24 protein-coding genes and 1 pseudogene are annotated in these 23,066 nt (G+C 58.2%); 16 read left to right on the top strand and 9 right to left on the bottom strand.

Annotated elements, in window-relative coordinates; translation table 11 throughout:
• Positions 1 to 454: 454 nt before the first annotated feature.
• A complete protein-coding gene (locus tag C816_RS18280) occupies positions 455 to 1,702 on the bottom strand; it encodes an S-layer homology domain-containing protein (protein ID WP_016323895.1) in 1,248 nt (415 codons plus the stop codon).
• A 280-nt stretch (positions 1,703 to 1,982) separates the two neighbouring features.
• Here C816_RS18280 and C816_RS22080 point away from each other — a divergent pair, with 280 nt between their 5' ends.
• From C816_RS22080 to C816_RS18265, 3 genes are all read left to right on the top strand, one after another.
• Positions 1,983 to 2,327 (top strand): helix-turn-helix domain-containing protein, encoded by a 345-nt coding sequence (locus tag C816_RS22080; RefSeq protein ID WP_016323894.1) that lies wholly within the window; start codon positions 1,983 to 1,985, stop codon positions 2,325 to 2,327.
• 504 nt (positions 2,328 to 2,831) lie between these two features.
• Positions 2,832 to 3,122: a type II toxin-antitoxin system RelB/DinJ family antitoxin gene (locus tag C816_RS18270; protein WP_016323893.1), complete on the top strand. Its 291-nt coding sequence runs from the start codon at positions 2,832 to 2,834 to the stop codon at positions 3,120 to 3,122.
• The gene (locus C816_RS18265; protein WP_040656034.1) at positions 3,115 to 3,429 is read left to right on the top strand and encodes a hypothetical protein; all 315 of its coding nucleotides are present in this window, start codon (positions 3,115 to 3,117) and stop codon (positions 3,427 to 3,429) included. The genes C816_RS18270 and C816_RS18265 overlap by 8 nt, the downstream gene beginning before the upstream one ends.
• 245 nt (positions 3,430 to 3,674) lie before the next feature.
• Here C816_RS18265 and C816_RS23970 read toward each other — a convergent pair whose 3' ends face one another.
• The 3 genes from C816_RS23970 to C816_RS23075 all read right to left on the bottom strand — a co-directional run bounded on the left by C816_RS23970 (position 3,675) and on the right by C816_RS23075 (position 5,110).
• Positions 3,675 to 3,866, bottom strand: coding sequence for a hypothetical protein (locus C816_RS23970; protein WP_242832216.1), 192 nt, complete (start codon positions 3,864 to 3,866; stop codon positions 3,675 to 3,677).
• Positions 3,867 to 4,571: 705 nt separating this feature from the next.
• Positions 4,572 to 4,718 (bottom strand): hypothetical protein, encoded by a 147-nt coding sequence (locus C816_RS23080; protein WP_081646415.1) that lies wholly within the window; start codon positions 4,716 to 4,718, stop codon positions 4,572 to 4,574.
• An 8-nt stretch (positions 4,719 to 4,726) separates the two neighbouring features.
• The gene (locus C816_RS23075) at positions 4,727 to 5,110 is read right to left on the bottom strand and encodes a transposase (protein WP_081646411.1); all 384 of its coding nucleotides are present in this window, start codon (positions 5,108 to 5,110) and stop codon (positions 4,727 to 4,729) included.
• 270 nt (positions 5,111 to 5,380) lie between these two features.
• Between C816_RS23075 and C816_RS23070 the strand changes: the two are divergent.
• The 7 genes and pseudogenes from C816_RS23070 to C816_RS18245 all read left to right on the top strand — a co-directional run bounded on the left by C816_RS23070 (position 5,381) and on the right by C816_RS18245 (position 11,962).
• A pseudogene (locus C816_RS23070) lies at positions 5,381 to 6,085 on the top strand (IS5 family transposase).
• Positions 6,086 to 6,445: 360 nt separating this feature from the next.
• A complete protein-coding gene (locus C816_RS25145; protein ID WP_242832258.1) occupies positions 6,446 to 6,601 on the top strand; it encodes a 3-hydroxyacyl-CoA dehydrogenase family protein in 156 nt (51 codons plus the stop codon).
• Between the two features lie 95 nt (positions 6,602 to 6,696).
• Entirely contained in the window at positions 6,697 to 7,683 is a 987-nt protein-coding gene (locus tag C816_RS22075) for a hypothetical protein (protein ID WP_016323891.1), read from the top strand.
• A 38-nt stretch (positions 7,684 to 7,721) separates the two neighbouring features.
• On the top strand, positions 7,722 to 7,898 hold the full coding sequence (locus tag C816_RS23965) for a hypothetical protein (RefSeq protein ID WP_155979091.1): 177 nt from the start codon (positions 7,722 to 7,724) through the stop codon (positions 7,896 to 7,898).
• A gap of 99 nt (positions 7,899 to 7,997) precedes the next feature.
• Entirely contained in the window at positions 7,998 to 8,948 is a 951-nt protein-coding gene (gene gluQRS, locus C816_RS18255) for a tRNA glutamyl-Q(34) synthetase GluQRS (protein ID WP_016323889.1), read from the top strand.
• Between the two features lie 172 nt (positions 8,949 to 9,120).
• A complete protein-coding gene (trkA, locus tag C816_RS18250; RefSeq protein ID WP_016323888.1) occupies positions 9,121 to 10,482 on the top strand; it encodes a Trk system potassium transporter TrkA in 1,362 nt (453 codons plus the stop codon).
• 10 nt (positions 10,483 to 10,492) lie between these two features.
• On the top strand, positions 10,493 to 11,962 hold the full coding sequence (locus tag C816_RS18245; protein WP_016323887.1) for a TrkH family potassium uptake protein: 1,470 nt from the start codon (positions 10,493 to 10,495) through the stop codon (positions 11,960 to 11,962).
• Positions 11,963 to 12,051: 89 nt separating this feature from the next.
• Here C816_RS18245 and C816_RS18240 read toward each other — a convergent pair whose 3' ends face one another.
• Positions 12,052 to 13,062, bottom strand: a complete 1,011-nt coding sequence (locus C816_RS18240; RefSeq protein ID WP_016323886.1) for an ATP-dependent 6-phosphofructokinase — start codon at positions 13,060 to 13,062, stop codon at positions 12,052 to 12,054.
• Between the two features lie 310 nt (positions 13,063 to 13,372).
• On the opposite strand from C816_RS18240, the gene yedF reads away from it, so the two are divergent.
• From yedF to C816_RS18220, 5 genes are read left to right on the top strand one after another with little or no spacing between them, the layout of a single operon-like run.
• Positions 13,373 to 13,987, top strand: a complete 615-nt coding sequence (yedF, locus tag C816_RS18235; RefSeq protein ID WP_016323885.1) for a sulfurtransferase-like selenium metabolism protein YedF — start codon at positions 13,373 to 13,375, stop codon at positions 13,985 to 13,987.
• On the top strand, positions 13,984 to 15,129 hold the full coding sequence (locus C816_RS18230) for an aminotransferase class V-fold PLP-dependent enzyme (protein WP_016323884.1): 1,146 nt from the start codon (positions 13,984 to 13,986) through the stop codon (positions 15,127 to 15,129). Before yedF ends, C816_RS18230 begins: the two co-directional genes overlap by 4 nt.
• Positions 15,126 to 15,362, top strand: coding sequence for a putative Se/S carrier protein (locus C816_RS18225; protein WP_016323883.1), 237 nt, complete (start codon positions 15,126 to 15,128; stop codon positions 15,360 to 15,362). Before C816_RS18230 ends, C816_RS18225 begins: the two co-directional genes overlap by 4 nt.
• 17 nt (positions 15,363 to 15,379) lie before the next feature.
• Positions 15,380 to 15,553, top strand: coding sequence for a DUF6472 family protein (locus C816_RS24355; protein WP_016323882.1), 174 nt, complete (start codon positions 15,380 to 15,382; stop codon positions 15,551 to 15,553).
• Positions 15,554 to 15,565: 12 nt separating this feature from the next.
• Complete coding sequence (locus C816_RS18220; RefSeq protein WP_016323881.1) at positions 15,566 to 16,084, top strand: NUDIX hydrolase; 519 nt, start codon at positions 15,566 to 15,568, stop codon at positions 16,082 to 16,084.
• 41 nt (positions 16,085 to 16,125) lie between these two features.
• On the opposite strand, the gene C816_RS18215 is transcribed toward C816_RS18220, so the two are convergent.
• The 4 genes from C816_RS18215 to C816_RS18200 all read right to left on the bottom strand — a co-directional run bounded on the left by C816_RS18215 (position 16,126) and on the right by C816_RS18200 (position 21,392).
• Positions 16,126 to 16,746: a single-stranded DNA-binding protein gene (locus C816_RS18215; protein WP_016323880.1), complete on the bottom strand. Its 621-nt coding sequence runs from the start codon at positions 16,744 to 16,746 to the stop codon at positions 16,126 to 16,128.
• A 142-nt stretch (positions 16,747 to 16,888) separates the two neighbouring features.
• Positions 16,889 to 17,671 carry a serine hydrolase gene (locus C816_RS22070; protein ID WP_051147117.1) on the bottom strand — a complete coding sequence of 261 codons (783 nt, stop codon included), beginning with the start codon at positions 17,669 to 17,671 and terminating at the stop codon, positions 16,889 to 16,891.
• Positions 17,668 to 19,248 (bottom strand): N-acyl-D-amino-acid deacylase family protein, encoded by a 1,581-nt coding sequence (locus C816_RS18205; protein WP_016323878.1) that lies wholly within the window; start codon positions 19,246 to 19,248, stop codon positions 17,668 to 17,670. The genes C816_RS22070 and C816_RS18205 overlap by 4 nt, the downstream gene beginning before the upstream one ends.
• A gap of 185 nt (positions 19,249 to 19,433) precedes the next feature.
• Complete coding sequence (locus C816_RS18200; protein ID WP_016323877.1) at positions 19,434 to 21,392, bottom strand: sigma-54 interaction domain-containing protein; 1,959 nt, start codon at positions 21,390 to 21,392, stop codon at positions 19,434 to 19,436.
• A 239-nt stretch (positions 21,393 to 21,631) separates the two neighbouring features.
• Here C816_RS18200 and C816_RS18195 point away from each other — a divergent pair, with 239 nt between their 5' ends.
• The gene (locus C816_RS18195; protein ID WP_016323876.1) at positions 21,632 to 23,002 is read left to right on the top strand and encodes an APC family permease; all 1,371 of its coding nucleotides are present in this window, start codon (positions 21,632 to 21,634) and stop codon (positions 23,000 to 23,002) included.
• The last annotated feature ends 64 nt before the right edge of the window (positions 23,003 to 23,066 follow it).

The raw sequence follows: 23,066 nt of genomic DNA, 5'->3' as shown, positions 1-23,066 counted from the left end.
TATTTTCACAGCGAGGTTCCATAGTTCTTCCTGCGCGATGGATAATATATGATATGCAAACCGGCAAAAAACGATAACGGCTTAGGAGGATATTGGGACAAAAAGAAATAGTGGAAGCGATGCATGATGGGGGCTTTCAGCTCGATATGGACTTTAGGACTCGGAGAAAAGAGAGGGGGTGGTACCGTGCTTATATAAATACATAGATAATCTAGGCATTATGGGCAAAAAGAAAAACCCACCCTGGAAGAGGTGAGTTCTATGTCTTCTGTGTAAGACGAAAGCCACCTATCGCTAGTAGGTGGCTTTCTTGCCTCTTGGTGCTTGCATCAATTGACAGCTAATCATTGAACAGCATATTTTATTATATGCGTTTGTTGAGATTTCTATTTGTGGTATAATAAAGAAACCCCCAGCCCCGGCCAGATGGCCGGGGCTGGGAAATTCATCAGGCTCAGTATCTGGAATAAACGTAGGTATTGGGGGCTACGGTGTCTCGATTGAGGATTTCGAAAGTAGTATAGCCATCCCACCGAATCTCCCCGCCGCTATTTCCTGAACATGTGTACACGTTACCTGAGCTTCTATCAATAGAAATAACAACAACGGCGTGCTTGTAACCATTCGCACTATTTCTGATATCAATGACATCCCCGACTTTGAGTTGTTCGTAATCCTGATGTCTCCTCAGTGGGGCATCGCTTGAGAAAAGGTAATCAGAAAGGCATGCTGCGAATCCAGCGCATTTGCCAGCATTCCCCCAGTATTTCCCGAAACTCGGAGAGCGATAGTTATACTGTTGACTTGAATCCCAAACAGTATGGTTAGGCATGGTTGATTTAACCTTTTCGAGAAGGGCCGTGATATTTTCGTCAGAAATCTCAGAGCCGTTTGATAAATAGCCCTTGGTATAACCCGTAACACAAATTCTGGACATCATATCAGAAGCAGTTTCTCCTGCCAGCATCTTGAACTCCGGCAGCTCCGTCACAGTAGGAGGAACAGGAGTCTCAGGCTGCTCGGGTGGGTCAACAGGGGTCTCAGGCTGCTCCGGGGGAGTAACAGGGGTAGTGGTACCGCCATTGTTCTGGAAGTAATCCCGCAGGCGGTTAATGACAACGCAGCCCTGGGCGCGGTTCATGGAGTTCTTGGGGCCGAAGTTGCCATCGCTTTGCCCACCCAGAAGGCCCAAGGAGTAGCACACCAGGACGCCAGTACGGCAACTGTAGCTAACGTTGGTATAGTCGGGGATAGAGCTGATGTGAGCGCTCTGCTCCTGCACAGAGGGAATCTTCGCTCCCTTATCCACCAGCACATTATACATGCACTGTGCCATATCCTCGCGGGGGAGGGAGGCGCCGATGGAAGCAGAGGAACGGCTGGTACCACTCAGGATGCCGTGCTTGTTCATGATGGCCTCGCCGGTAGCCGTGCTCTGGTCAGAGTAACCGGCCAATTCATCGGAGTAGAAGGCCCGAGCCAGCATGATGGAAAAGGCGCCGTAGGAAACCGGGTTGCCGGGCTTAAAGGTGCCGTCAGAGTAGCCGCCCACAATGCCGTCCTGCACGCAGCGGTTGATTTGCTCGTAGGCCCAGAAATCAGCCGGAACATCGCGGAAGCTTTCAGCTTCCTTGGCTTCTACAGGCAGTACAAGGGCAAACATCAGGCAAAACGCCATAAGGGAAGAAATATATCTTTTCATATCACAATGAACTCCTTTATCGTCTAAATTTAATGTATAGATATATTATATTCCTTTACAACATAATTTGCAAGTAATGTTCCGTTTTTCTCGACAAATTTTTCAGTTCAGAAACGGCTGAAGCCAAACTTCATCAAACACTCAGGCAGATGTAAAACAATAAACTACACTTTTACAACAAATTTTCAAAAACTAATCCCATAACTCACAAAATAGCATATACAACGTGTACTTGCAGGGTATGTGCCCGTTAGACTATGAGTTATAGGATGTGATGAATTTGGAACTGCGCTATGATGCTCTTGGCAAGCGAATCCGTGATGCCAGAAAGAAAAAACGGCTTACCCAACAGCAGGTAGCCGAAAAAATAGGAGTCGAACCCTCCCACATCAGCAATGTGGAACGTGGAATCACCAAACCCAGCTTAAAAGCGGTAGTTGATATTGCCGAGGTGCTGAGTGTTACGGTTGATTCCCTGGTATACGATTCCCTGTCTCAGGAGCGGAGCCATTACCTGGATTCTCTGGAAGCCGTTGTGAAAAAGGCCACTCCCAAACAACTCCGGGTCATCACTGCCATGAGTGAGGAAATGCTGAGGACATTGAATACAGAGTACGAAGAATAGCTGGCTTAGGCTGAATCGTACCTTTTTCTTGCGGAATATGCAGCTTGAATCTGCCCTCTCTATTATGGGTTCCGCAGGGAAGATGTTTATAAGGGGGAGCCAGGGGGCGTGGATTTTTCCTTGCACTTTCCAATCCCCTTGCAGGCACAGCAGAGAGGTCTGTTTTATCCTGATGAAAGACAGGAACGGTTCCCAATATGCAGTTAATATCACAATAATAAGCAATTTATAGGCGTAATATCAATTTAATATGCAGCTAATATGTAAATCATATCCTGAATGGCCTAATATTCAAGTAATATCCCGATAATATGAAAACAATATGCTCTTGAGGGTAATATCAAGAAAATATCCTTCTAATAAGGCTTTAATATGCAAATTATATCCCGGCAGTTAGACGGAAGTCTCCTTTTGAACCTTCCGTTCCCAAAAGAGACAGAGGTGTATTTGCATTGACATTGCACATATCTCGTGATAAGATACATTCGGAGGAGCGTGATAATCATGAGCAGTATCAATATGAGCATCCGCACAGATTCTGAACTGAAAGCGCAGGCAGAGCAGGTTTTGTCCCAGCTTGGTATGAATATGACCGGCGCTATCAATATGTTTTTGCGGCAAATTGTTCGGGACCGGGCCGTTCCCCTTTCTCTTTCTTTGAGTTCTGAGCAGTCTCTTTATGCGGATTTGCTGCGGGCCAAAGCGGAACGCGAACAGGGTATCGAGGGGATTTCTGCCAGCCAGCTCTTAGAAGACATGGACCGGATAATTGGGGAGGCGGAGAGCGGTGTCTAAATACAAGGTAGTTACGGCACACTGCGTCCATGCCATGCTATTGCAGCATACCGCTTTTATTGCAGGGGTCAGCACTCCTGCGGTAAAGCGGTTCCGAGATGAATTTGCCGATGTCCTAAAACGACTGTCAGAGAATCCGTTTCAATTTCCTCCATACGAAGACCCGAACCTTCCTAAAGACGTTTACAGAGGCGCGTTTTTTGCGAATTGGTATAAGGCAGTGTTTTCGGTCTCTGACAATGTTGTGTACCTGGATGCTGTAATTGATTGCCGGGCAAAGTCGGACACCTTTTGGGCAGACAAATAGGAGTGAATATTACTTTATGAAAAACGCCAGAGACGGCCAATGTATGGTCGCTTCTGGCGTTTCAAGTTTGATTGTATTTATGAACAAAGCGTAAATCCTCTGGAAATCGCTTGCAATGCAGATGTTCACATGGTAAAATCAGGCCTCAATGAGATGTTGCCTTGTGATACTTTGTCCCCCTCCCTCGCAAAACGGACAATGTATTCCAAATAAAATGACCAGATGCGGCTTTCATCATACGGCTTTCAGCCGTACATGGCTTGCAGCTGAAAGCTGTGTGCAGCCACATATGGCTTCCAGCCACAAAGGTCCGAGGCAACGACTTGTTGCTTCGGGCCTTTTCTTTTTATGTTTTTGGCCGGGAAAGCCGCAGTAACCGCTGAAACGGCCTGATTTCCGTCTTTTTTCTTCTTTTTCACCGCATGACTTTTAGCCACGCCCAAAGGCCTGTTTGCTGTACTTGCCGGGAGAAAACACTCCGGTTTACATGGCTGAAAACCGTGATTTCTGATTTTTCTCTTATCTATACGGCTGAAAGTCGTGCGCCGAAGGCCCCTCGCGGCTGAAAGCCGCGTGCTGGGCCAAGATAAGAGGGAGAAAGAGAGCGAAATAAAAGGGAGAAGAACAATTTTGAGCTTGCCCCACCCAAAACCATCCCAATTCTGCTCCCAATTTTGTCCCTTTCAGAGCAGCGTTGAGAGCAAGCCCTGAGTAAAAAAGAAGAGTCCAGAGTAGTTCATTGCGAATTGCTCTGGGCTCTTTTTTGTTGTCCTTTTGGCGGCGGGCCGGGGTAATTCGGAGGGTTTTTGAGAGAAAAAATTGAGAGCCGGTGCCTGACCATTCTTTGGACAAGCCCTGTGGGAGGGTGCGCTGAAGGACATTTTTGAGCGAAGAAAGTGCCCAAACGAAAATTAAGAGGTTGTATCAATAGGGTAAAGCCTTTTAAGCAAAGTGCGGAAAGCAGCAATAAGGCAAACGGCTTGAGCAGAACGGACAGATAACTCGTAGCCTATGGCAAGACGGCGGGAATTGTTGAACCAAGCCAAGGAAGGCTCAACAATCCATCGCTTGGGCAGGATTTCTCATTCAGGCTTAATCCGTACTGAAATATCAACACCAAGGCCCAGTTCACGGGAAACATCCTACTCAAAGGTTTTGCGGTATCCTGCATCGGCACAGTAGCGTTGAATGGATGGATATTTCTCAAAGGCATCTCTTGCTGCCAGAATCCCTGACTTTGTATCATGTATATTGGCAGCATGAACCACCACCGCCAGCAGATTTCCCATGGTGTCCACTACGATGTGCCGTTTGCGCTCTTTTGTTTTTTCCCTCTATCAATTTTGCGTTCTTCCGCGGGTGAGGCGGTTTTTACGCTTTGCGAGTCGATGATTGCGTAGTTGGGGCTTGCGTTTCGCCCTGCGACTGTCCGTACCCGTTCCACCAGTGCCGCAATCCGAAGCGGATTTTCACCCAAAATCCGCTTCGGATTGCGGCATAATAAAAATTGGCCACAGTCGTGGGACAGATTTCGCCACTTGCAGCCGTTATCTACAAAGTACAACACTGCATCCACCAATTCAAGCTTTTCCCATTTGCTACTGTTTCCAGCTCGCGGGAACAGTGGCTCCATGAGTGCCCATTGGCGGTCGCTTAAATCACTCGCATACCGGTCTTTCATTTTTCTGTATCATATGCTCATTATACTACTTTTTTCCCTATTGGTACAGCATCTGATTACCACATTGGACTCGCCTCTTTACTCGTTTTATTATTGTCTTTTATATATACATTGTTCTAAACTATCAAAACATTTCACCCAATCCGAAAAAATTTCAATTGACTAGCGGGTGTCTTCAAGCTAGATGGTGTCGTCAATAAAAATATGATAAAATAGTCCTCAAAGAAATAGGAGGGCTGAAAAATGGGAAAGGAATAGCGGCGACACGGTATAAGCGATAGAGCTTGGGAGAAAATCAAGCCATACACGATAGACGAAAAGGGAAACGGGGCGGGAAGGCTCGAGACACCCGGCAGTTTATCGACGGAGTATTTTGGATTCTGCGCACCGGAGCGCCTTAGCGGGACTTGCCAGAAACTTATGGAAACTGGAAGAATGTACACCGACGGTTTTGTCGATGGCGGGATAAGGGAATTTGGGAAAGGATTCTGGAAGTGCTGGTGGATAACACAGACTTTGAGTGGTTGATGGTAGATGCCAGCCATGTCAAAGCGCATCCGGACGCTGCTGGCGCACGGGACGGCAATCAGGCGATGGACCGCACAAAAGGGGGCTTAACACCAAGATACATTTGGCCGTGGATGCGCATGGTATGCCAGTGCGATTCTTTTGCAGCGCAACTGATAGAGGGTTTCCGGGCGAAATATCTTTTGGCAGACTGGGGCTATGACATAGACGTGATCCTTCCTCAAAGCCACCGAGGTGGGAATGATTCCGGTCATTCCGCCGAGAAAAAACCGGAAACACCAGTGAGAATACGATGAATATCTCTACAAACTCTGTCATCTCGTTGAGAATGCTTTTCTGCTTCTCAAGAGATGGTGCGGTACTGCTACACGTTATGCAAAAAATCTTGCTTCTTTTGTTGCGGCTGTCCAAATTCGTTGTATTGCCATTTGGTTCCTCATTTATTGATGTGACCATCTAAATCTATCTGTGTATAATTTTGGCTTGATTAATTTTTTGAAGCAATGGCAAATGCGGCACAGCGCCCCCGCCAGGTACACTGTCAAGCGCCCTCGGCAGAAGACTGGAAATTTACGGAAGTACCGTTCAGACTACCCCCGTATCTTGAGCGAATTTGGCCCCTGCAGCCAAATTCCACCTCAGCGTTTTTTCTCTTCTGGGCCGTGCAATGAACCAGCTGTCATCATGGCTGAACTCCACCCCGCCCGTCAGGGCGAGCAAAACCCTGTCTGCGACGGGACTATATCCACCACCGCCCGGAGGTGACGCTGTGCCGGGAGTTCGAGAAACATTATGCCGCCTTCCGCTATGCCCGCCGGCTTAACCCCCGAGTTGCTCAGTACTGTGGACCTCCTGGAAGCTCAGATTGTCCAGGAGGAGGTGGACGGGGACTGCCGCTTCCTCCTGGGCCTGCGGATGGGTATGGACCTGGGCGGGCTGGATGTGATGGAGGATTCTCTGTGAACTCAAAAAATTTTCGCATAATATTTTGATTCGCGGGAACTTTTTTGCGCTGCCCTCCGTCTGACCATACAACTGAACAGGAAAGGAAGAGCCATATGAAGCGTTTTGTAAAAATTTTCTCCCTGGCGCTGTGCGCTGCCCTGGTGCTGTCCCTACCCGCCCTGGCGGCGGAGGACGATCTGCTGATCTCCCCCGCGCCGGAGGCCGCCAGCCTCGCTCCCGTCCGGGTCTGGGGCAAGGTCACCCGGCTGGAGAGCGGTTCCCTGCTGCTGCAGACTGACGACGAAACCGCCCTCCACAGAGAGGTCGTTGTCCATCTGCCGGAGGGCGTGCCCTGCGTGGACGCCGTCACCGGACTGCCCATGGATATGACCAAGGTTAAAGACGGCGACACACTCTACGCCTGGGTGGGGAACGCCATGACCATGAGCCTGCCGCCCCAGACCTCCGCTTTGATCGTGGTGGGCAATGTCCCGGCGGATTACAAGGTGCCGGAGTATTATGAAATTGTCGGCACAGATCAGACTGTTACCATTGCCATTTACCCTGCTCCGGAACGCACCGAGGTGAATTTGCCGGTGGCCGGCGGAGAGACTCTGACAATTCCGGTCTCCGCTCAGGTCACTCCCTGGCTGACCAGGCAGATGGTGAATGTGGACAGCCTGGTTCCCGGCTCCCAGATCCTGGTCTGGAAGGACAAGGACGGGAATGCGGAGAAAGTGCTTTTGTTTCCCTATGCTTACCGGGGCTGGTATACCCTGAACGGCAAGGGCGAGGTGACGGTGAACGGTGAGAAGCTGTCCGTGAACGCCAAGCTGTCCGGCCCGGGCCTGCTGCCTCTTCGGGCGGTGGCGGAGGCCGTGAACTATGAGGTCTCCTGGGTCAGCGGCCAGGGCGCCACAGTGAAGGAGGGGGACAAGGTGATTTTCTCCGTTCTGCCCGGCGCCGGGGCCGCCAAGCGTCCCAATGCTGAGGACGGGGAGTGGGAGCTGCTTGCCCCCTGCGTCACGGAGGAGGGCGTCACGTATCTGGCTGCCAGCGACCTGAGCCTGCTGCTGGACCTTTACTTCTGCAGCGAATAACCGCCGCCGTCCCGGCGCATACTGGGGGAGAGGTGAATGTGATGGATCAACAGGAACTCCCCCAGGGCCTCAGCATGGCCTTTTCCCAGCGCCCCGAGGCCATGGAGCGCTTTGCCGCCCTGCCGGAGGCGGAGCGTCAGGCCGTGATTGACGCCGCCCGCGCCGCGACCTCCAAGGCGGAGATGCGCTCCTGCGTGGACCGGCTGATGCAGTGAAAACCGAAGAGACCCGCCGCCGGTTGATTCCGGCGGCGGGTCTTTGCAATTCCGCCGGCGTGTGCTATAATACCCCCAATGAAGGGAGGGCGGATGCCCATGGAGCGTAGAGACATTCCCAGGGGACGGTTCGCCCCCTCGCCCAGCGGGCGGATTCATCTGGGTAACATCCTCTGCTGCCTGCTGGCCTGGCTCAGCGTCCGGCAGCGGGGCGGAAAGGTGATTCTGCGTGTGGAGGATCTGGATACCGCCCGCTGTCCCCGGCGGTATGCCGCCCGAATGGAGGAGGACCTTCGCTGGCTGGGCCTTGACTGGGACGAGGGGCCCGGCGCCGGCGGATCGGACGGTCCCTATTACCAGAGCGAGCGGACGGCGCTGTATCAGGCCGCCCTGGAGCGGCTGACGGATTTGGGACTGGTGTACCCATGTTTTTGCACCCGGGCGGAGCTCCACGCCGCCAGTGCCCCGCACCGGGAGGACGGACAGGTGGTCTACGCCGGGACCTGCCGCCGTTTGTCGGCGGCGGAGGCAGCGGAGCGGGCCAAATCACGCTCCCCGGCCCTGCGGCTGCGGGCGCCGGAGGAGGAGATCGCCTTTGCCGACGGACATATGGGCCTGTACCGGGAGAATCTGGCCCGGGACTGCGGGGACTTTCTCCTGCGCCGGTCCGACGGGATGTTCGCCTATCAACTGGCGGTGGTGGTGGACGACGCCGCCATGGGCGTCACGGAGGTGGTGCGGGGGGCGGACCTGCTGTCCTCCACACCACGTCAGCTGCTGCTGTACCGGCTGCTGGGCCTGCCGGCGCCGGCCTTTGTCCACTTTCCGCTGCTGCTGTCCCCGGACGGCCGGCGGCTGAGCAAGCGGGACGCGGACGCGGGGCTGGACAGTCTCCGGGGCCGTGCGGCGGCGGAGGTGCTGGGAAAGCTGGCGTATCTGGCGGGGTTCAACCCCTCGGCGGAGCCCCGGACGGCGGAGGCGCTGCTGGCGGATTTTTCCTGGGAGAAGGTACCCCGGGAGGACATCCGTATTCCTGCGGGGCTGTTTTAGGCATTATTCAAACAGGGATTGGGCCGGGAGAAAAGATTTTCCAGAAGTATTCCCTTTTTCGCTGGAATGCTCTATAATAGCTTCCAGCGGCGGAGGCGTTTGGATCTGCCGCTGAGGATATGGATTATTTTACAGGCCGCGCCGGACAGGCGCGGCGCCTTTGGAGGACGGCATGAGGATTATTGTTGTGGGCGCCGGCAAGGTGGGTTTGGAGCTGACAAGACAGCTCTCCGGGGAGAACCAGGTCACCATCATCGACGAGGCCGCCCAGCTGATCGAGAACGTCATCAACATTTACGACGTCATGGGCGTCTGTGGCAACGGAGCCAGCTACGAGGTGCAGCTGGAGGCGGGAGGCGACAGGGCGGATCTGCTGATCGCCACCACCTCCAGCGATGAGATCAATATCCTGGCCTGCCTTGTGGCCAAGAAGATGGGGGTTCCCCACACCATCGCCCGCATCCGCAACCCGGAGTATGAGAAGCAGCTGCGCTTCATGCGGGAGGAGCTGGGGCTCTCCATGTCCATCAATCCGGAGCGGGCCGCCGCCCGGGAGATCGCCCGCGTGCTTCGCTTCCCGGCGGCCATGAAGGTGGAGACCTTCTCCAAGGGCCGGCTGGAGCTGGTGGAGTACCGGGTGCCGGAGAACTCCGCCCTGAGCGGCGTCCAGCTGCTGAACCTCTATAAGAGCCTGCGGGTCCGGGTGCTGATCTGTGCTGTCAGCCGGAAAGGGGAGACCATCATCCCCTCCGGCGATTTCGTCCTCCAGAGCGGGGACAAGATCTACCTCACCTCCTCCTCGGACCAGCTGGCTCAGTTCTTCCGGCACCTGGGGGTGTTTCGGAACCGGGCGTCCACGGTGATGATCGTGGGGGCCAGCAAGATCTGCTACTACCTGGCTTCGGACCTGCTGGATATGGGCATGGACGTGAAGATCATCGACCAGAGTGAGAGCCGCTGCGTCAGCATGGGCGAGCGGCTGCCCAAGGCCCTGGTCATCGTGGGCGACGGCACGGACACGGAGCTTTTGCGGGAGGAGGGCATCGACCAGACCGACGCCTTTGTGGCCATCACGGGCATCGACGAGGCCAATATCCTCATGGCCATGAGCGCCTCCAAGCAGGCGGAGAATTGCAAGGTGGTGGCCAAGATCAATCGCAAGTCCCTGGTGGACCTGGTGTCCGGCGAACACATGATCGACAGCGTGGTCTCCGCCGCCTCCGTCACCACGGAGCTGATCGTCCAGTATGTCCGGGCCATGCAGAGCGCCGCCGGCGACCACATCAAGACCCTCCACCGCCTGGTGGACGGGGCGGTGGAGGCCCTGGAGTTCGGCGTGGGCCCCAATCCCCCCTTCGCGGGAATTCCGCTGAAGGACCTGCAGCTCAAGAGCGGCATTCTGCTGGCGGGCATCGTCCGGCAGAGCGGAAAGATTGTCATCCCCTCCGGCGGCGACGTGTTGCACCCCTTTGACGATGTGATCGTCGTGACCACCCGGACCTCCCTGCAAAAAATCGGGGACATCTTCCAGTGAGGGCGGCTGTATGAACTATCGTATGATCGGGTATGTCATTGGCAGGATTCTGCTGGTGGAGGCGGTGCTGATGGTTTTGCCTCTGCTGACGGCGGGGATCTATCGGGAATCGCCGCTGCCTTTTTTGATCCCCATGCTGCTGCTGGCGGCGGTCGGGCTCCTGCTGGGCGGCAAAAAGCCCCGGCAGATGTCCCTGTACGCCCGGGACGGTCTGGCGGTGGTGGCCCTGGCGTGGATCTTCATGTCCCTCTTCGGCGCGCTGCCCTTTGTACTCTCCGGGGACATCCCCAATTTGATCGACGCCTTTTTTGAGACCGTATCCGGCTTTACCACCACCGGCTCCACCATCCTGACGGCGGTGGAGCCCCTGCGGCGGAGCTGTCTGTTCTGGCGCAGCTTTACCCACTGGGTGGGGGGCATGGGCGTGCTGGTGTTTGTCATGGCCGTGCTGCCTATGACCGACGGCCACGGGATGCACCTGATGCGGGCGGAGGTGCCGGGGCCCACGGTGGGCAAGCTGGTGAGCCGCCTGGGGGATACCGCCAAGATCCTCTACGGCATCTATCTGGCTATGACCGCGCTGGAGACGCTCCTCCTGCTGGCGGGGGGAATGCCGCTGTTTGACGCCTGCGTCCACGCCTTCGGCACTGCCGGCACCGGCGGATTCAGCTGCCGGGATCTCAGCGTGGGTGCCTACCAGAGCCCCTATTTTGACGTGGTGATCGGCGTATTCATGCTGCTCTTCGGTGTGAACTTCAATCTCTATTACTTCCTGCTGATCCGGCGTTTCCGGGAGGTATTCCGCTCCGAGGAGCTGCGGACCTATCTGCTGGTGGTGGCCGCCGCTGTAGCGGCGATCACGGCGGACATCTGTCATATGTACGGCAGTGTGTGGATCAGTCTGCGCCACGCTTTTTTCCAGGTCTCCTCCATCATTACCACCACGGGCTACGGTACGGTGGACTTTGACCTCTGGCCTACCTTCTCCAAGTCCATCCTGGTGACGCTGATGTTTGTGGGGGCCTGCGCCGGGTCCACCGGAGGCGGCATCAAGATCTCCCGCATCCTGATTCTCCTGAAAGCGTCCGTCAGTGAGATGAAGCGGATGCTGCACCCCAACGCCGTGGCCACCACCCGGCTGGAGGGCAAGCCCGTGTCGGAGAGGACGCTGCGGGGGGCGCATATCTATTTTACGGTGTATATGGCGGTGTTCGTGGCCTCTTTTTTGCTGCTGTCCCTGGAGCAGAAGGGATTGGTGACCACCTTCACGGCTCTGACGGCCTGCATCAACAACATTGGCCCGGGGCTGGAGATGGTGGGCCCCCTGGGCAATTTCTCCGCCTTTTCGCCGGCGTCCAAGCTGCTGCTGTCCTTTGACATGCTGGTGGGGCGGCTGGAGATATTCCCCATGCTGCTGCTGTTCGCGCCCTCCAACTGGAAACGGCGGATGAACATCCGCCGCTCCTCCCGGCTGGACTGAGAGGCTGGTTTTCGCAAACGCATAGACGCATAAAGGCCGCCCCGGTGCGTTTCGCACCGGGGCGGCTCAGTATATTGTATATGCGCAAATCAAAAATCCCCGCCCTGGCTGTTGGTCAGGGCCTCCAGGATCTGGTAACGATCCATCTGGAAATTTTTGGTCATCGCCAGGGCTGTCTCCATGTCAATGTCTTTGATAGAGCCGTTCTGGATGCCGATGATCTGGTTGCCCTCGCCCTCGGCCAGAACCTTTACCGCCTCATAGCCCATGCGGCTGGCGGTCTCCCGGTCCCGGGCGCTGGGGGAGCCGCCCCGCTGGATGTGGCCCAGCACCGTCACCCGGGGGTCGATGCCCAGCTCCTGGTGGATGCGGCCGCTGATCTCCATGGCGCTGCCGGCGCCCTCGGCCACCACCACCATGTAGTGGGTGGTCCCCGCCAGGCGGGCCCGGCGGATCTTTTCCGCGATGTCCCGCTCGAAGTCCACCTCCCGCTCGGGAATCAGCACGGCGGTGGCGCCTACGGCGATGCCCACATACAGCGCCAGATACCCGGCGTGGCGGCCCATGACCTCCACCACGGAGCAGCGCTCATGGGACTGCATGGTGTCCCGCAGCTTGTCGACGCACTCGACGGCGGTGTTGCAGGCGGTGTCGAAGCCGATGGTGTAGTGGGAGCAGCCGATGTCGTTGTCAATGGTGGCGGGAATGCCCACCACCCGCAGGGACATGCCCGCATCCGCCGCCTGGCGGGAGAGGGCCAGGGCGCCCCGGAAGGTGCCGTCGCCGCCGATGGCCACAATGCCGTCCAGCCCCAGCAGGCGGCAGGTGGCCAGGGCCTTGGCCCGGCCGGCCTCGTCCATGAATTCCAGGCTCCGGGCGGTGTACAGAATGGTGCCGCCCTTATTAATGATGTGGCTGACGCTGGAGGCGTTCATCTGCACAAAATCGCTGTTGATGAGGCCGTTCCAGCCCCGGCGGATGCCCACGCAGCCGATGCCGCGGTTGGTGGCGGCCCGCACTACGGCCCGCACTGCCGCGTTCATGCCGGGAGCGTCGCCGCCGCTGGTGAGAACGCCGATTCGTTTGACATGTTTCTCCATAAGATAAACCTCCCGTTATTTGGTCGCATATTCGGTACAACCCCGCAGCCTTGAAATGCGGTCTTGAATGATGTGGGATCGCTCCTGTGGCAGCAGGAGAGCGGGAGCGCCCAATTCCTCTGTATTCGAATATACCGCCTGAAAGAATCGCTGTCAAGAATTTTTGTAAAAAAACAAAATCCCCCTTGGAAATCGATTAACCGACAGGGGACACCCATTGTTCCCCGTGATGCTTTTGAGAAAACAACCCTTGTAATTTTGATTTCCCCGCGGTACAATGGACGAAAAACAACATGAGGAGGAGACGGTTATGCGCGCAGTTGTGGTAAACGCAGTGGGAGAGCAGTGCCCCATTCCGGTGGTGAAGGCCGCCAGGGCATTGAGGGAGATGCGTCAGCCCGGAACGCTGGAGGTCCATGTGGACAACGAGATTGCCGTACAGAACCTGACGCGGATGGCCGCGGGTCACAACCTGACGGCCTGCTGGGAGAAGACGGGGGAGCGGGAATACGTGGTCTCCATGGAGGTGGCCGCCCCGGTGGGCGAGGCCCCGCTGGAGGAGCCGGAGCTGGTCTGCGTCCCGGCAGGCGGGGGGCTGCTGGTGGCGGTGGACACCGACGTTATGGGCCGGGGCAGCGAGGACTTGGGCAGGACGCTGATGAAGGGCTTTCTCTTCGCCGTCACCCAGCTGCCCCGTCTGCCGGAGACCATGCTCTTCTACAACGGCGGCGCGAAGCTGACGGTGGAGGGCTCCGAGTCTCTGGAGGACCTGAAAAATTTGGAGTCCCAGGGGGTGGAGATCCTCACCTGCGGCACCTGCCTGAACTTCTACGGCCTGACGGAAAGATTGGCGGTGGGCTCCGCCACCAATATGTATGCCATTGTAGAGAAACTGGCGGGGGCGGCCAGGGTGATTAAGCCGTGATCTATTTAGACAACGCCGCCACCACCCGCCCCAAGCCCCCCGGCGTGGCGGAGGCGGTGACGGCGGCTATGCAGTCTTACGGCAACAGCGGCCGGGGCGTCCATGAGGACGCTCTCTCCGCCGCCCGTATGGTGTTCGGCGTGCGGCAGAAGCTGGCGGAGTGGTTCGGCTGTTCCCGGGCGGACCATACGGCCTTTACGCCCAACTCCACCGCCGCGCTGAATATCGCCATCGGCGGGCTGCTGAGGCCGGAGGACCACGTGATCTCCACGGACTGGGAGCACAACTCCGTCCTCCGTCCCCTGTACCGCCTGCGGGAGCGGGGGATGGGTCTGGATTTTCTGCCGGCGGATCTGCGGGGGCGCCTGGAATACGACAGGCTGGAGGGGCTTCTGCGAACCAACACGAAGGCGGTGGTCTGCACCCATGCCTCCAACCTGACGGGGGACATGACGGATCTGGACCGTATCGGGGCGTTTGCTCGGGAGCACGGGCTGCTGTTCATCCTGGACGCCTCCCAGACGGCGGGGACGTTTCCCATTGACATGGAGGCGCAGGGCGCCGACGTGGTGTGCTTCACTGGCCACAAGAGCCTGCTGGGCCCCCAGGGAACCGGGGGACTGTGCGTCAGGGAGGGAGTGGATGTCCGTCCCTGCCTGACGGGGGGCACTGGCGTCCAGAGCTTTCTGGAGAGCCAGCCGGAGGAGTGGCCCACCCGCTTGGAGGCGGGGACCCTCAACAGCCACGGGATCGCCGGGCTGGGGGCCGCCCTGGAGTATCTGGAACAGGCGGGCCGGGATGCGGTCCGACTCCATGAGTGCGGCCTGGCCCGGCGGTTTTACGAGACCGTCCGCGGTCTCCCCGGCGTGACGGTGTACGGAGATTTCTCTGCCGAAGAACGGGCCCCCATCGTCACGCTGAATATCGGCGACCTGGATTCCTCGGAGGTCTCCGACGAGCTGGCGGAGCGGTTCGGCATTGCCACCCGTCCTGGGGCCCACTGTGCCCCCCGGTTTCACCGGGCGCTGGGGACCGCGGAGCGGGGAGCCGTCCGCTTCTCCTGGGGCTGGGCCAATACGGCGGAGGAGACGGATGCCGCGGCGGAGGCCGTCCGCGTTCTGGCGGCGGAGGCGCGGCTGTGAGGGAGCGGGCGGAGCGGTGTGTGGTGACTTTCCGCACCACTGCCGGGGCCATGGCCATGGAGGGGGCATGCAGGGAGGAGGGGCTTCCCGGGCGGCTGATCCCGGCGCCCCGGGCTGTCACCGCCGGGTGCGGCATGTGCTGGGCGGCCCCGCCGGAGGCCCGGGAGGCACTGGAGGAGCTGGTGATGAAAAAACACTTGGATGCGGACGGCATTTATGCTATCATGATCTGATGTAGGAGGGATGCCGTATGTCCAACATCTGTGAGGACTGTGTCTGTTATGACTATGACCAGGAGCTGGAGGCCTTCGTCTGCACCATGGACCTGGACGAGGATGAGATGGAGCGGTTTTTGAAGGGGGTCGGCACCGCCTGTCCCTTCTACCGCCCCGGAGGCGACTACAAGACCGCTTTCAGACAGTGAGAGGAAGGTATTATGGAACTGGTAGATCTGTATGATGAAAACCGCATCCCCCTGGGCCGCACGGCGGAACGCCACGCTCCCAAGGGGCCGGGGGAGTACCGTCTGGTGGTCCATGTCTGCGCCTTTGACAGCCGGGGACGGCTGCTGATCCAGCGCAGGACGGAGGAGAAAAGAGTTTGGCCGGGCCGGTGGGACGTGTCCGTGGGCGGCGGCGTGGACGCCGGGGAGACCAGCCGTCAGGCGGCAGAGCGGGAGTTTTTGGAGGAGCTGGGATACCCGCTGGACCTGGGGAACCTGCGCCAGTCGGTGACGGTGAACTTTGACGGCGGATTTGACGATTTTTTTATCATCCAAAAGGACCTGAACCTCTCCTCTCTGGTATTGCAGAAGGAGGAGGTGGCGGAGGTCCGCTATGTGACGGAGGCGGAGGCCGAGGCTATGGCGGCGGACGGCAGCTTCATCCCGTATCCCGAGGGCTTCCTGCGGTTCCTATTCGCCATGCGGAATACCTTCGGCTTTCCCACAAAATAGAGAGACGGCGCCCGGAGACAGATCCTCGGGCGCCATTTTTTTCACAGTTCCGGCTCCTCAGCCGGCGCATTCTCCAGCAGGTGCATCATAGACACCTCGTAGGCCACCCGTTCCTCGGTGCCTAGGTCCGTGACCTTGTGGTATGTACGGCTCTGAACCCGGCCCTCCAGGGCCAGGAAGTCGCCCACCTGGAGCCGCCCGGCCCGCACCGCCAGTTGGCCCCAGGCGATTACCGGCAGGTAGTCCGCCCGGCCGTATTTCCGGGGGACGGCCAGCATGAGGTCGCAGATGCTGCGGCCCAAGGGTGTGCGGCGAAACACCGGCGGTTTGCACAGTGTTCCGGAGAGAAGGATCTGGTTGCAGGGCTCATCCAGGCCGGGGGAGAGGCGCTGGGCGTATACCGTCAGCACCAGGCGGCTGCCTACGCCGCTGCGGTTGTTGAAAGAGCGCAGCTGTCCCTGGATGCGGATGTCCGCGCCCTCTTTCACCTGGGCCAGCTGCGGCTCCGGCAGCAGAACGGGCAGGACGTCCACCTGACCGGACAGCCGGGGCACCTGGAGCGGAAAGCGGTAAAAGCGGGTGCTGTGGTTTTCGTGGGACAGGGAGGGCGTCTCCAGGGCGACGCCCTCCAGCAGCACCTCGTTCCGGATTTGAGTTGTCATGTCTTCCACCTCTCGGTTGTGATGCTGTATCCTATGAGAGGCCCGTCCGGATTATGCCGCCGGCCGGCATGAAGACAAAAAAACCGGGCGTTCCCCTCATGGGAACGCCCGGAGGATGAAGATGATGGCGCGGGAGTGGTTCCTACATCTCCACGCCGCCGTTTTCGTCCGCTAGCATCCGGGCGGCGCGGCGGATGAAATCCTCATAGTCCTGCATATCGGGGCCCACATAGGCAAAGCAGGCGATGAAGGGGGACTTGGTGAAGACGATGCCCACGTCGTGGGCCTTGTCCTCCTCGTCGCCGGTCTTGTGGGCCATGGGAAAGTCCATGGGCAGCTTTCCGCCCAGCTTGTGGTTGATCTGCTGCTGGCGGAGAATGTTCTCCAGCCACTCCGAGGACTCCGCGTTCACCAGGGTGCGGTCATACATTCTTCGCAGCAGCCGGCCCATCTCCTCGGGCACGAAGTAGTTGTTGATCCCCTGCTTTTCCCGCTCCTCGTCCCAGTACTCCCGGTTGAACTGGGTGCCGGCAAGTCCCAGCTCCAAAAACGCCTTCCGGATGGCCGCGGCTCCATAGTGGCGGAAAAGGGCGTTGGTGGCGCAGCTGTCGCTGATGACGATCATCAGTCTGCACAGCTCGCCTACGGTCAGCGTCACGTCGCCGTTGAGAAACTGCACCGCGCCGCAGCCGGGAATCTTCTGGTCCTCCCGGATGGTCACCTTGTCGTCAAAGCTGGTCTCTCCCCGGGATCTCCACAGGAGGATGGCGGCCATCAGCGGCAGCTTCACAATACTGGCCGCAAGATAGGGGTCCTTGTCCCCATATCCCCAGGTCTCGCCGGTCTCCAGATTCTGGTAGTAGATGCCGGACTGGCCGGGGAAGGTTTTGATCTTCTCTAAAATGCGTTCCTTGGCGTTCATCATGCGTTCCTTCCTTTCCTCAGTATATGGCCGTTTCTGGCTCCGGTGTGGACACCGTCCAGGGCTGTCAGCGCACCGTTGACGTAGACGCGGCGGATGCCCCTGCAGGGCTGCTTGGGATTTTCATAGGTAGGGGTATCCTGGATCTCATCAAAGTCGAAGAGCACCAGATCCGCCTGCATCCCCTCCCGGATCAGGCCCCTGTTTTGAAGGCCCAGGCGGCAGGCGGGCAGGCCCGTCATCTTGAAAATGGCGGTCTCCAGGGGGAACAGCTTCCGCTCCCGGCAGTACTTTGCGATCACACGGGGGAAGGTGCCGTACCACCTGGGGTGGGGCTGGCCGCTGTGGTCCAGGGAGGCGGCCTCGCCGTCGGAGCCGATCATGGTGTAGGGCTGAGACATGATGTACTCGATGTCCTCCTCGCACATCCCGTAGTTGACCTCGCCCACCCGGCACCGCTCCTCTACAATGAGGTCAAAGCAGGCGTCGGCGGGGTCCACGCCCCGGATTTCGGCGATCTCCTGGATGGACTTGCCCACGGTCCACCGGTTTTTCTCTGTGGCCACATAGGGGATGAAGATGTCCCCCCAGCGGCCTTCGTGGCTGGCGTTGGCCTCGGCGTTGATACGGGCCCGGGTCTCCGGGTCCTGGAGACGGGAGAGCAGACGCTCCACGCCGCCCTCAAAGGCCCAGAGGGGGGCATTGCTGTCCAGAGAGGTGGCGGAGGCGCTGTATGGATACTGGTCCACCTTCACGTCCAGTCCCCGGCGCCGGGCCTGGTCGATCAGGGCGATGGTGGTTTTGCAATGGACCTGCCAGACGCTCTTGCGCACGACCTTGTGGTGCGCGATCTGCAGCGGCGCACCGGAGCGCTCACAGATTTCCAGGGCCTCCTTCACGGCCTCCACTACGCTCTCGCCCTCGTCCCGCATATGGGTCTCGTAAAACGCGCCGTAGGGCGTCAGCTCCCGGCACAGTTCCACCAGCTCGTCTGTGCCGGCGTAGCACCCCGGGGGGTAGATCAGTCCGCTGGAGAGGCAGAAGGCGCCCTCCTTTAGCGACTGCCGGAGCATGGCCTTCATGGCCTCCATCTCCGCCGGCTCCGCTTTGCGGGCGTCAAAGCCCATGGCCGCCACGCGGATGGTGCCGTGGCCCACGGCGGTGCCGAAGTTGGCACTGGTCCCGCTGGCTTCCAGCAGATCCAGATAATCCCCGACGCTCTCCCAGCTGTACTCCAGGTCTCCCACATAGTCCCGCAGCTGCTTTTTCCGCTCCGGGTCCCGGCTCACCGGGGCGGCAGAGATGCCGCAGTCCCCGCCGATCTCCGTGGTGATGCCCTGGAGAATCCGGCTCTCCGCCGTGGGGCAGGCCGGCAGGCTGACGTCGCTGTGGGAGTGGATGTCGATGAAGCCGGGGGTTAGATACCGGTCCTCTCCGTCCACCGTCTCCCGGGCGTCCCGGGGAGCCCTGCCGGTCCCCACGGCGGCGATGACGCCGTCCTTCACGCCCACCCAGCCCCGGAACCAGGGGGCGGAGGAGCCGTCGATCACCCGGATATTTTGGATCACCAGGTCGTACATAATATGTTTTCCTCCCGTCTCGTTATCGCGGTGTTATCTGCGTTATCCAATACAATAATGCAAGAATTGTGCCAAAGGCGGAGGGCGGCCCGCCCTGTATTCTCCGGGAATTTCCGGGCGGATACCGGGCAGATAATCTTATTTTATCCTATTTAATAACCTATTTTGCTTGATTTCGCGGCATGTCATGAGCCCTGCAAAAGCGTGCTGCCCCGCTCGGTAATCTGGGCGCCGCAGCGGCCCGGACGTATGGTAATCAGCCCCTGCTGGCGCAGCTCCTCCAGGATCAGGCGGAGCTGATGGTCGCTGATGTGGCGATTGCGGTTTCGCAGCTGATAGATCAGGTTTGTCCGGCCGATGCCGTGGGAGAGCCGGGTGTTCTCCCCAATGAGCCGCAGGACCTCTATATGGCTGTCCTCTGCTCGCGGAGGAGCGGTTTTTGCGTCGTTGAACAGATAGTCCGGGAATTTGTGCATAGTGCGATAGAAGGTGCAGGCGTTTTCCAGCTCCCGGACGTTCCCCGGCCAGGCGTAGCGGTCCAGCAGGGCGAACTCCCCCGGGGTGACGGAGCGGTAGTCCTCCTGGAGGAAGTTTTTCAGCAGGGCCTCAATGTCCGCTTTCCGGCGGCGCAGAGGTGGGATGGACAGGGGGAATACGTTGAGCCGAAAGAACAGGTCGCTGCGGAAGGCGCCGTTTTGGACCTGCTGCCGGAGGTCCCGGTTGGTGGCGGTGATAAAGCGCACATCAATGTCGATCAGCTCCTTGCCGCCTACCCGGATGATCTGCCGCTCCTGCAGGGCCCGGAGGAAGCTGGCCTGGAATTTGGGGGAGATCTCTCCGATCTCGTCCAGCAGGACGGTGCCGTGCATGGACAGCTCAAAAAGGCCCTTCCGCCCCCGGCTGCTGGCTCCGGTGAAGGAGCCCGGCTCATAGCCGAAGAGCTCGCTCTCCAGCAGGGAGTCTGGCAGGGCGGCGCAGTTGATGGCGATGAAGGGCGCCTTGCGGCGGGGGGAGGCGTTGTGAATGGACTGGGCCAGCAGCTCCTTGCCGGTGCCGCTCTCGCCGTAGATCATCACGGTGTCGTCCGCGGCGGCGATCTGCCGGGCGGTGTCAATGAGCTGGGACATCTCCGGGGATTGACAGAGGATGTCCTTGAAGGTGTACTTTGCCGTAAAGCCCGCCTGCCGGGCGCCCCGGCTCTGGGCCCTGGCTTTGGCGTAGTCCTGGAGGATGAAGTAGTAACCTGCCACATCGTCCATGAGGCGGATGGGATTTTTCTCGTAGCCGTAGGTCTCGCCGCCGATCATCACCGGTTCCTCGGAGTGGTCCTGGGCGTCCAGCGTCTCCGCCGGGATGTGGTCGGCGATGTGGATCTGGTTTTTGTTGTCAGCCTGAAAGATCTTCAGGGCCAGCCGGTTGGCGTATACAGGCTGATAGGCGCTGTCTGTAAGGAGCATCCCGTTTTCACTGGCGTCCACCACCCGGCTCAGCATTTCCGATTTCAGGTAGCCGTAGATGTAGTTGGAGTGAAAGCCCTCGTTGGACTCCACCACTGAGCAAATGTGCCGCTGGAGGTTCCGGTTGATGATGCCCACATCCAGGTCCAGCAGCTGCATGAGCTTGAACATGGTGTCAAAGCCCACCTTGCGGTAGCCGATGTCGATTATCTGCTTGATGTGGGGCGGCACCAGATGGGGCTCCGAGGGGGTGACCGCCACGGTGATCTGGTCGTAGATGCCGGTGCGGGTCAGGGCGCTGTCGTAGGGGATCAGGTTAATATGGCTGACGCCGATTTCATAAAAGGCATACACGGTGTCCAGGGCCGTCTCATAGGAGTCGTTCACCAGCAGAACGCTGGTGCCCGCGGGGATGGAGGAGATCAAGTTGAGGGATTCCCGGGCTGGGCTTCGGGTGACCATGATGACCTTGGAGAAGTCGTCCACAAGATCCTTGACCTCCTGGAGGATGCCGTTCTCCCAGACCAGGTAGGCATCCGCCGCCAGCACAGCCCGGGGCTCCAGGCGGTTGAGAAAGACGTTTGTGAAGGTGATGTACTGGTCGAAGACCTCCTCAAAACTTTTTTTCAGAAAGTCGATGACCTCCCGGTTTTCATCGTTCTGATAAAGGATGATGGCATTTTTCACGTCTGTTCACCTCATATAGGAAAAGCGTTGCTGGTTCCTGAACAGTGTAGCATAATAATAGGATAAAAACAAGATTAAATAAGATTATTTGGTGAATAACCCCCAGATAAAACGGCAACTAGAGGGAAACAACGGAGAAAAACAGGGTTTCAACGGCTTTGCAAAATTGGCATGTTTTTTGCAATTAAAAAGCCGCAGGAGGAATCCAACCGAAGACAGATTTGAGAGAGGAGAAAACTATGGAAAAGAAAAATGAACAGCAGGTTGGCCTGAAACGTGAAATGGGCCTCTTTGGCGGCATTGGCATCATTGCCGGAATCGTCGTGGGCTCGGGTATTTTCTATCTGGGCTCCTACGTTCTGGAGCGCACCCACATGAGCATGGGTCTGGCCCTGCTGTGCTGGATCGTTGGCGGCGTGGTGTCCATCCTGGGCGGTCTGTGCTTTGCCGAGCTGGGGGCCTGCGACCCGGCGGCGGGCGGCATGGTGGTGTATCTTGACAAGGCGTATCATCCGGTGGTGGGCTATATGTTCGGCTTTACCAGCTGGCTGCTCAGCGGCGCGGGCTCCATCTCCGCAGTGGCCATCGCCCTGCCCACTGCGCTGCAGGGGTATTTCGGGTTCTCTGAGATGACCATCAAAATTATTGCCATTGTCCTGATTATCGCCTTGACGGCCTATAACTGCTTTGGCATCAAGCTGGGGGCGCTTTTGCAGAATGTGTCTCTGGTGGCCAAGCTGGTCCCCATTGCCATCATTGTCATCGGCGCGCTGATTATGGGCCGTCAGACCCCTGATCTGAGCCTGATTCCGGCCGGCTACGACGGCGGCATCGGCGGCATCATCGGCATGATTGCCTTTGCGACAGTCGCCACCCTGTGGGCCTATGAGGGTTGGACCAACGCCAACGCGGTCGCCGAGGAGATCAAGAATCCCGGCAAGAACCTCCCTGGCGCGCTGATTATCGGCATCGGCTCCTGCACCCTCCTCTACGTCCTGTTCAACTTCGCCATTTACCGCGTCATTCCCCATGCGGAGATTGTTTCTATGATCGGCGAGGGCAACCTGTACCTGGGTACCGAGGTGGCCAACCGCATCTTTGGCGGACTGGGCGGCGGATTGGTTCTGGCGGCCATGCTGATTGCCATGCTGGGCTCCGCCAACGGCATGATTATCGCCTTTGCCCGTTACTACTACGCGATGGCCGTGGAGGGGCATTTCTTCAAGAGCCAGGCGAAGCTTTCCAAAAAGTACCAGGTTCCCACCAATGCCCTGATCTGGCAGGCCGTCATCTGCATCGTGCTGGTTCTCCTGCGGAATCTGGACCAGCTTACCTCCCTGGTGGTGTTCTCCGGCATGGTGTTCAACACCCTGGTTGTGATTGCGGTCATCATCTACCGCAAGAAGTTCCCCAACCTGGAGCGGCCTTATAAGGCGTGGGGCTATCCCGTCACGGTTGTCATCAGCGTGGTTCTGTTCGCGGGCCTCATGATTAACACCTTCATCGAGGACCCCGTCACCTCCATCATTGGTCTGGTGGTTCCCGCCCTGGGCGCAGTGGTCTACTTTATCTTTGACGCGAAGATGAAAAAGGAGAAGGCGCAGCAGTAATCTGGAACGGCATTAAATCACATCAGACGGATCTGCCCGGCGGTGATCCTGCCGCTGGGTATTT

This window comes from Oscillibacter sp. 1-3 (assembly GCF_000403435.2).
Taxonomy (GTDB): domain Bacteria; phylum Bacillota; class Clostridia; order Oscillospirales; family Oscillospiraceae; genus Oscillibacter.
Note: the sequence above shows the minus strand (reverse complement) of the source record. Positions and strands in the feature narration are given on the sequence as shown.

What these genes read in the sequence shown, in the direction of transcription:
- C816_RS18280 (WP_016323895.1), bottom strand. Translation starts at nt 1,702, where the DNA reads ATGAAAAGATATATTTCTTCCCTTATGGCGTTTTGCCTGATGTTTGCC.
- C816_RS18270 (WP_016323893.1), top strand. Translation starts at nt 2,832, where the DNA reads ATGAGCAGTATCAATATGAGCATCCGCACAGATTCTGAACTGAAAGCG.
- C816_RS23080 (WP_081646415.1), bottom strand. Translation starts at nt 4,718, where the DNA reads ATGGGAAATCTGCTGGCGGTGGTGGTTCATGCTGCCAATATACATGAT.
- C816_RS23075 (WP_081646411.1), bottom strand. Translation starts at nt 5,110, where the DNA reads ATGAAAGACCGGTATGCGAGTGATTTAAGCGACCGCCAATGGGCACTC.
- C816_RS25145 (WP_242832258.1), top strand. Translation starts at nt 6,446, where the DNA reads ATGCCCGCCGGCTTAACCCCCGAGTTGCTCAGTACTGTGGACCTCCTG.
- C816_RS22075 (WP_016323891.1), top strand. Translation starts at nt 6,697, where the DNA reads ATGAAGCGTTTTGTAAAAATTTTCTCCCTGGCGCTGTGCGCTGCCCTG.
- gluQRS (WP_016323889.1), top strand. Translation starts at nt 7,998, where the DNA reads ATGGAGCGTAGAGACATTCCCAGGGGACGGTTCGCCCCCTCGCCCAGC.
- trkA (WP_016323888.1), top strand. Translation starts at nt 9,121, where the DNA reads ATGAGGATTATTGTTGTGGGCGCCGGCAAGGTGGGTTTGGAGCTGACA.
- C816_RS18245 (WP_016323887.1), top strand. Translation starts at nt 10,493, where the DNA reads ATGAACTATCGTATGATCGGGTATGTCATTGGCAGGATTCTGCTGGTG.
- C816_RS18240 (WP_016323886.1), bottom strand. Translation starts at nt 13,062, where the DNA reads ATGGAGAAACATGTCAAACGAATCGGCGTTCTCACCAGCGGCGGCGAC.
- yedF (WP_016323885.1), top strand. Translation starts at nt 13,373, where the DNA reads ATGCGCGCAGTTGTGGTAAACGCAGTGGGAGAGCAGTGCCCCATTCCG.
- C816_RS24355 (WP_016323882.1), top strand. Translation starts at nt 15,380, where the DNA reads ATGTCCAACATCTGTGAGGACTGTGTCTGTTATGACTATGACCAGGAG.
- C816_RS18220 (WP_016323881.1), top strand. Translation starts at nt 15,566, where the DNA reads ATGGAACTGGTAGATCTGTATGATGAAAACCGCATCCCCCTGGGCCGC.
- C816_RS18215 (WP_016323880.1), bottom strand. Translation starts at nt 16,746, where the DNA reads ATGACAACTCAAATCCGGAACGAGGTGCTGCTGGAGGGCGTCGCCCTG.
- C816_RS22070 (WP_051147117.1), bottom strand. Translation starts at nt 17,671, where the DNA reads ATGATGAACGCCAAGGAACGCATTTTAGAGAAGATCAAAACCTTCCCC.
- C816_RS18205 (WP_016323878.1), bottom strand. Translation starts at nt 19,248, where the DNA reads ATGTACGACCTGGTGATCCAAAATATCCGGGTGATCGACGGCTCCTCC.
- C816_RS18195 (WP_016323876.1), top strand. Translation starts at nt 21,632, where the DNA reads ATGGAAAAGAAAAATGAACAGCAGGTTGGCCTGAAACGTGAAATGGGC.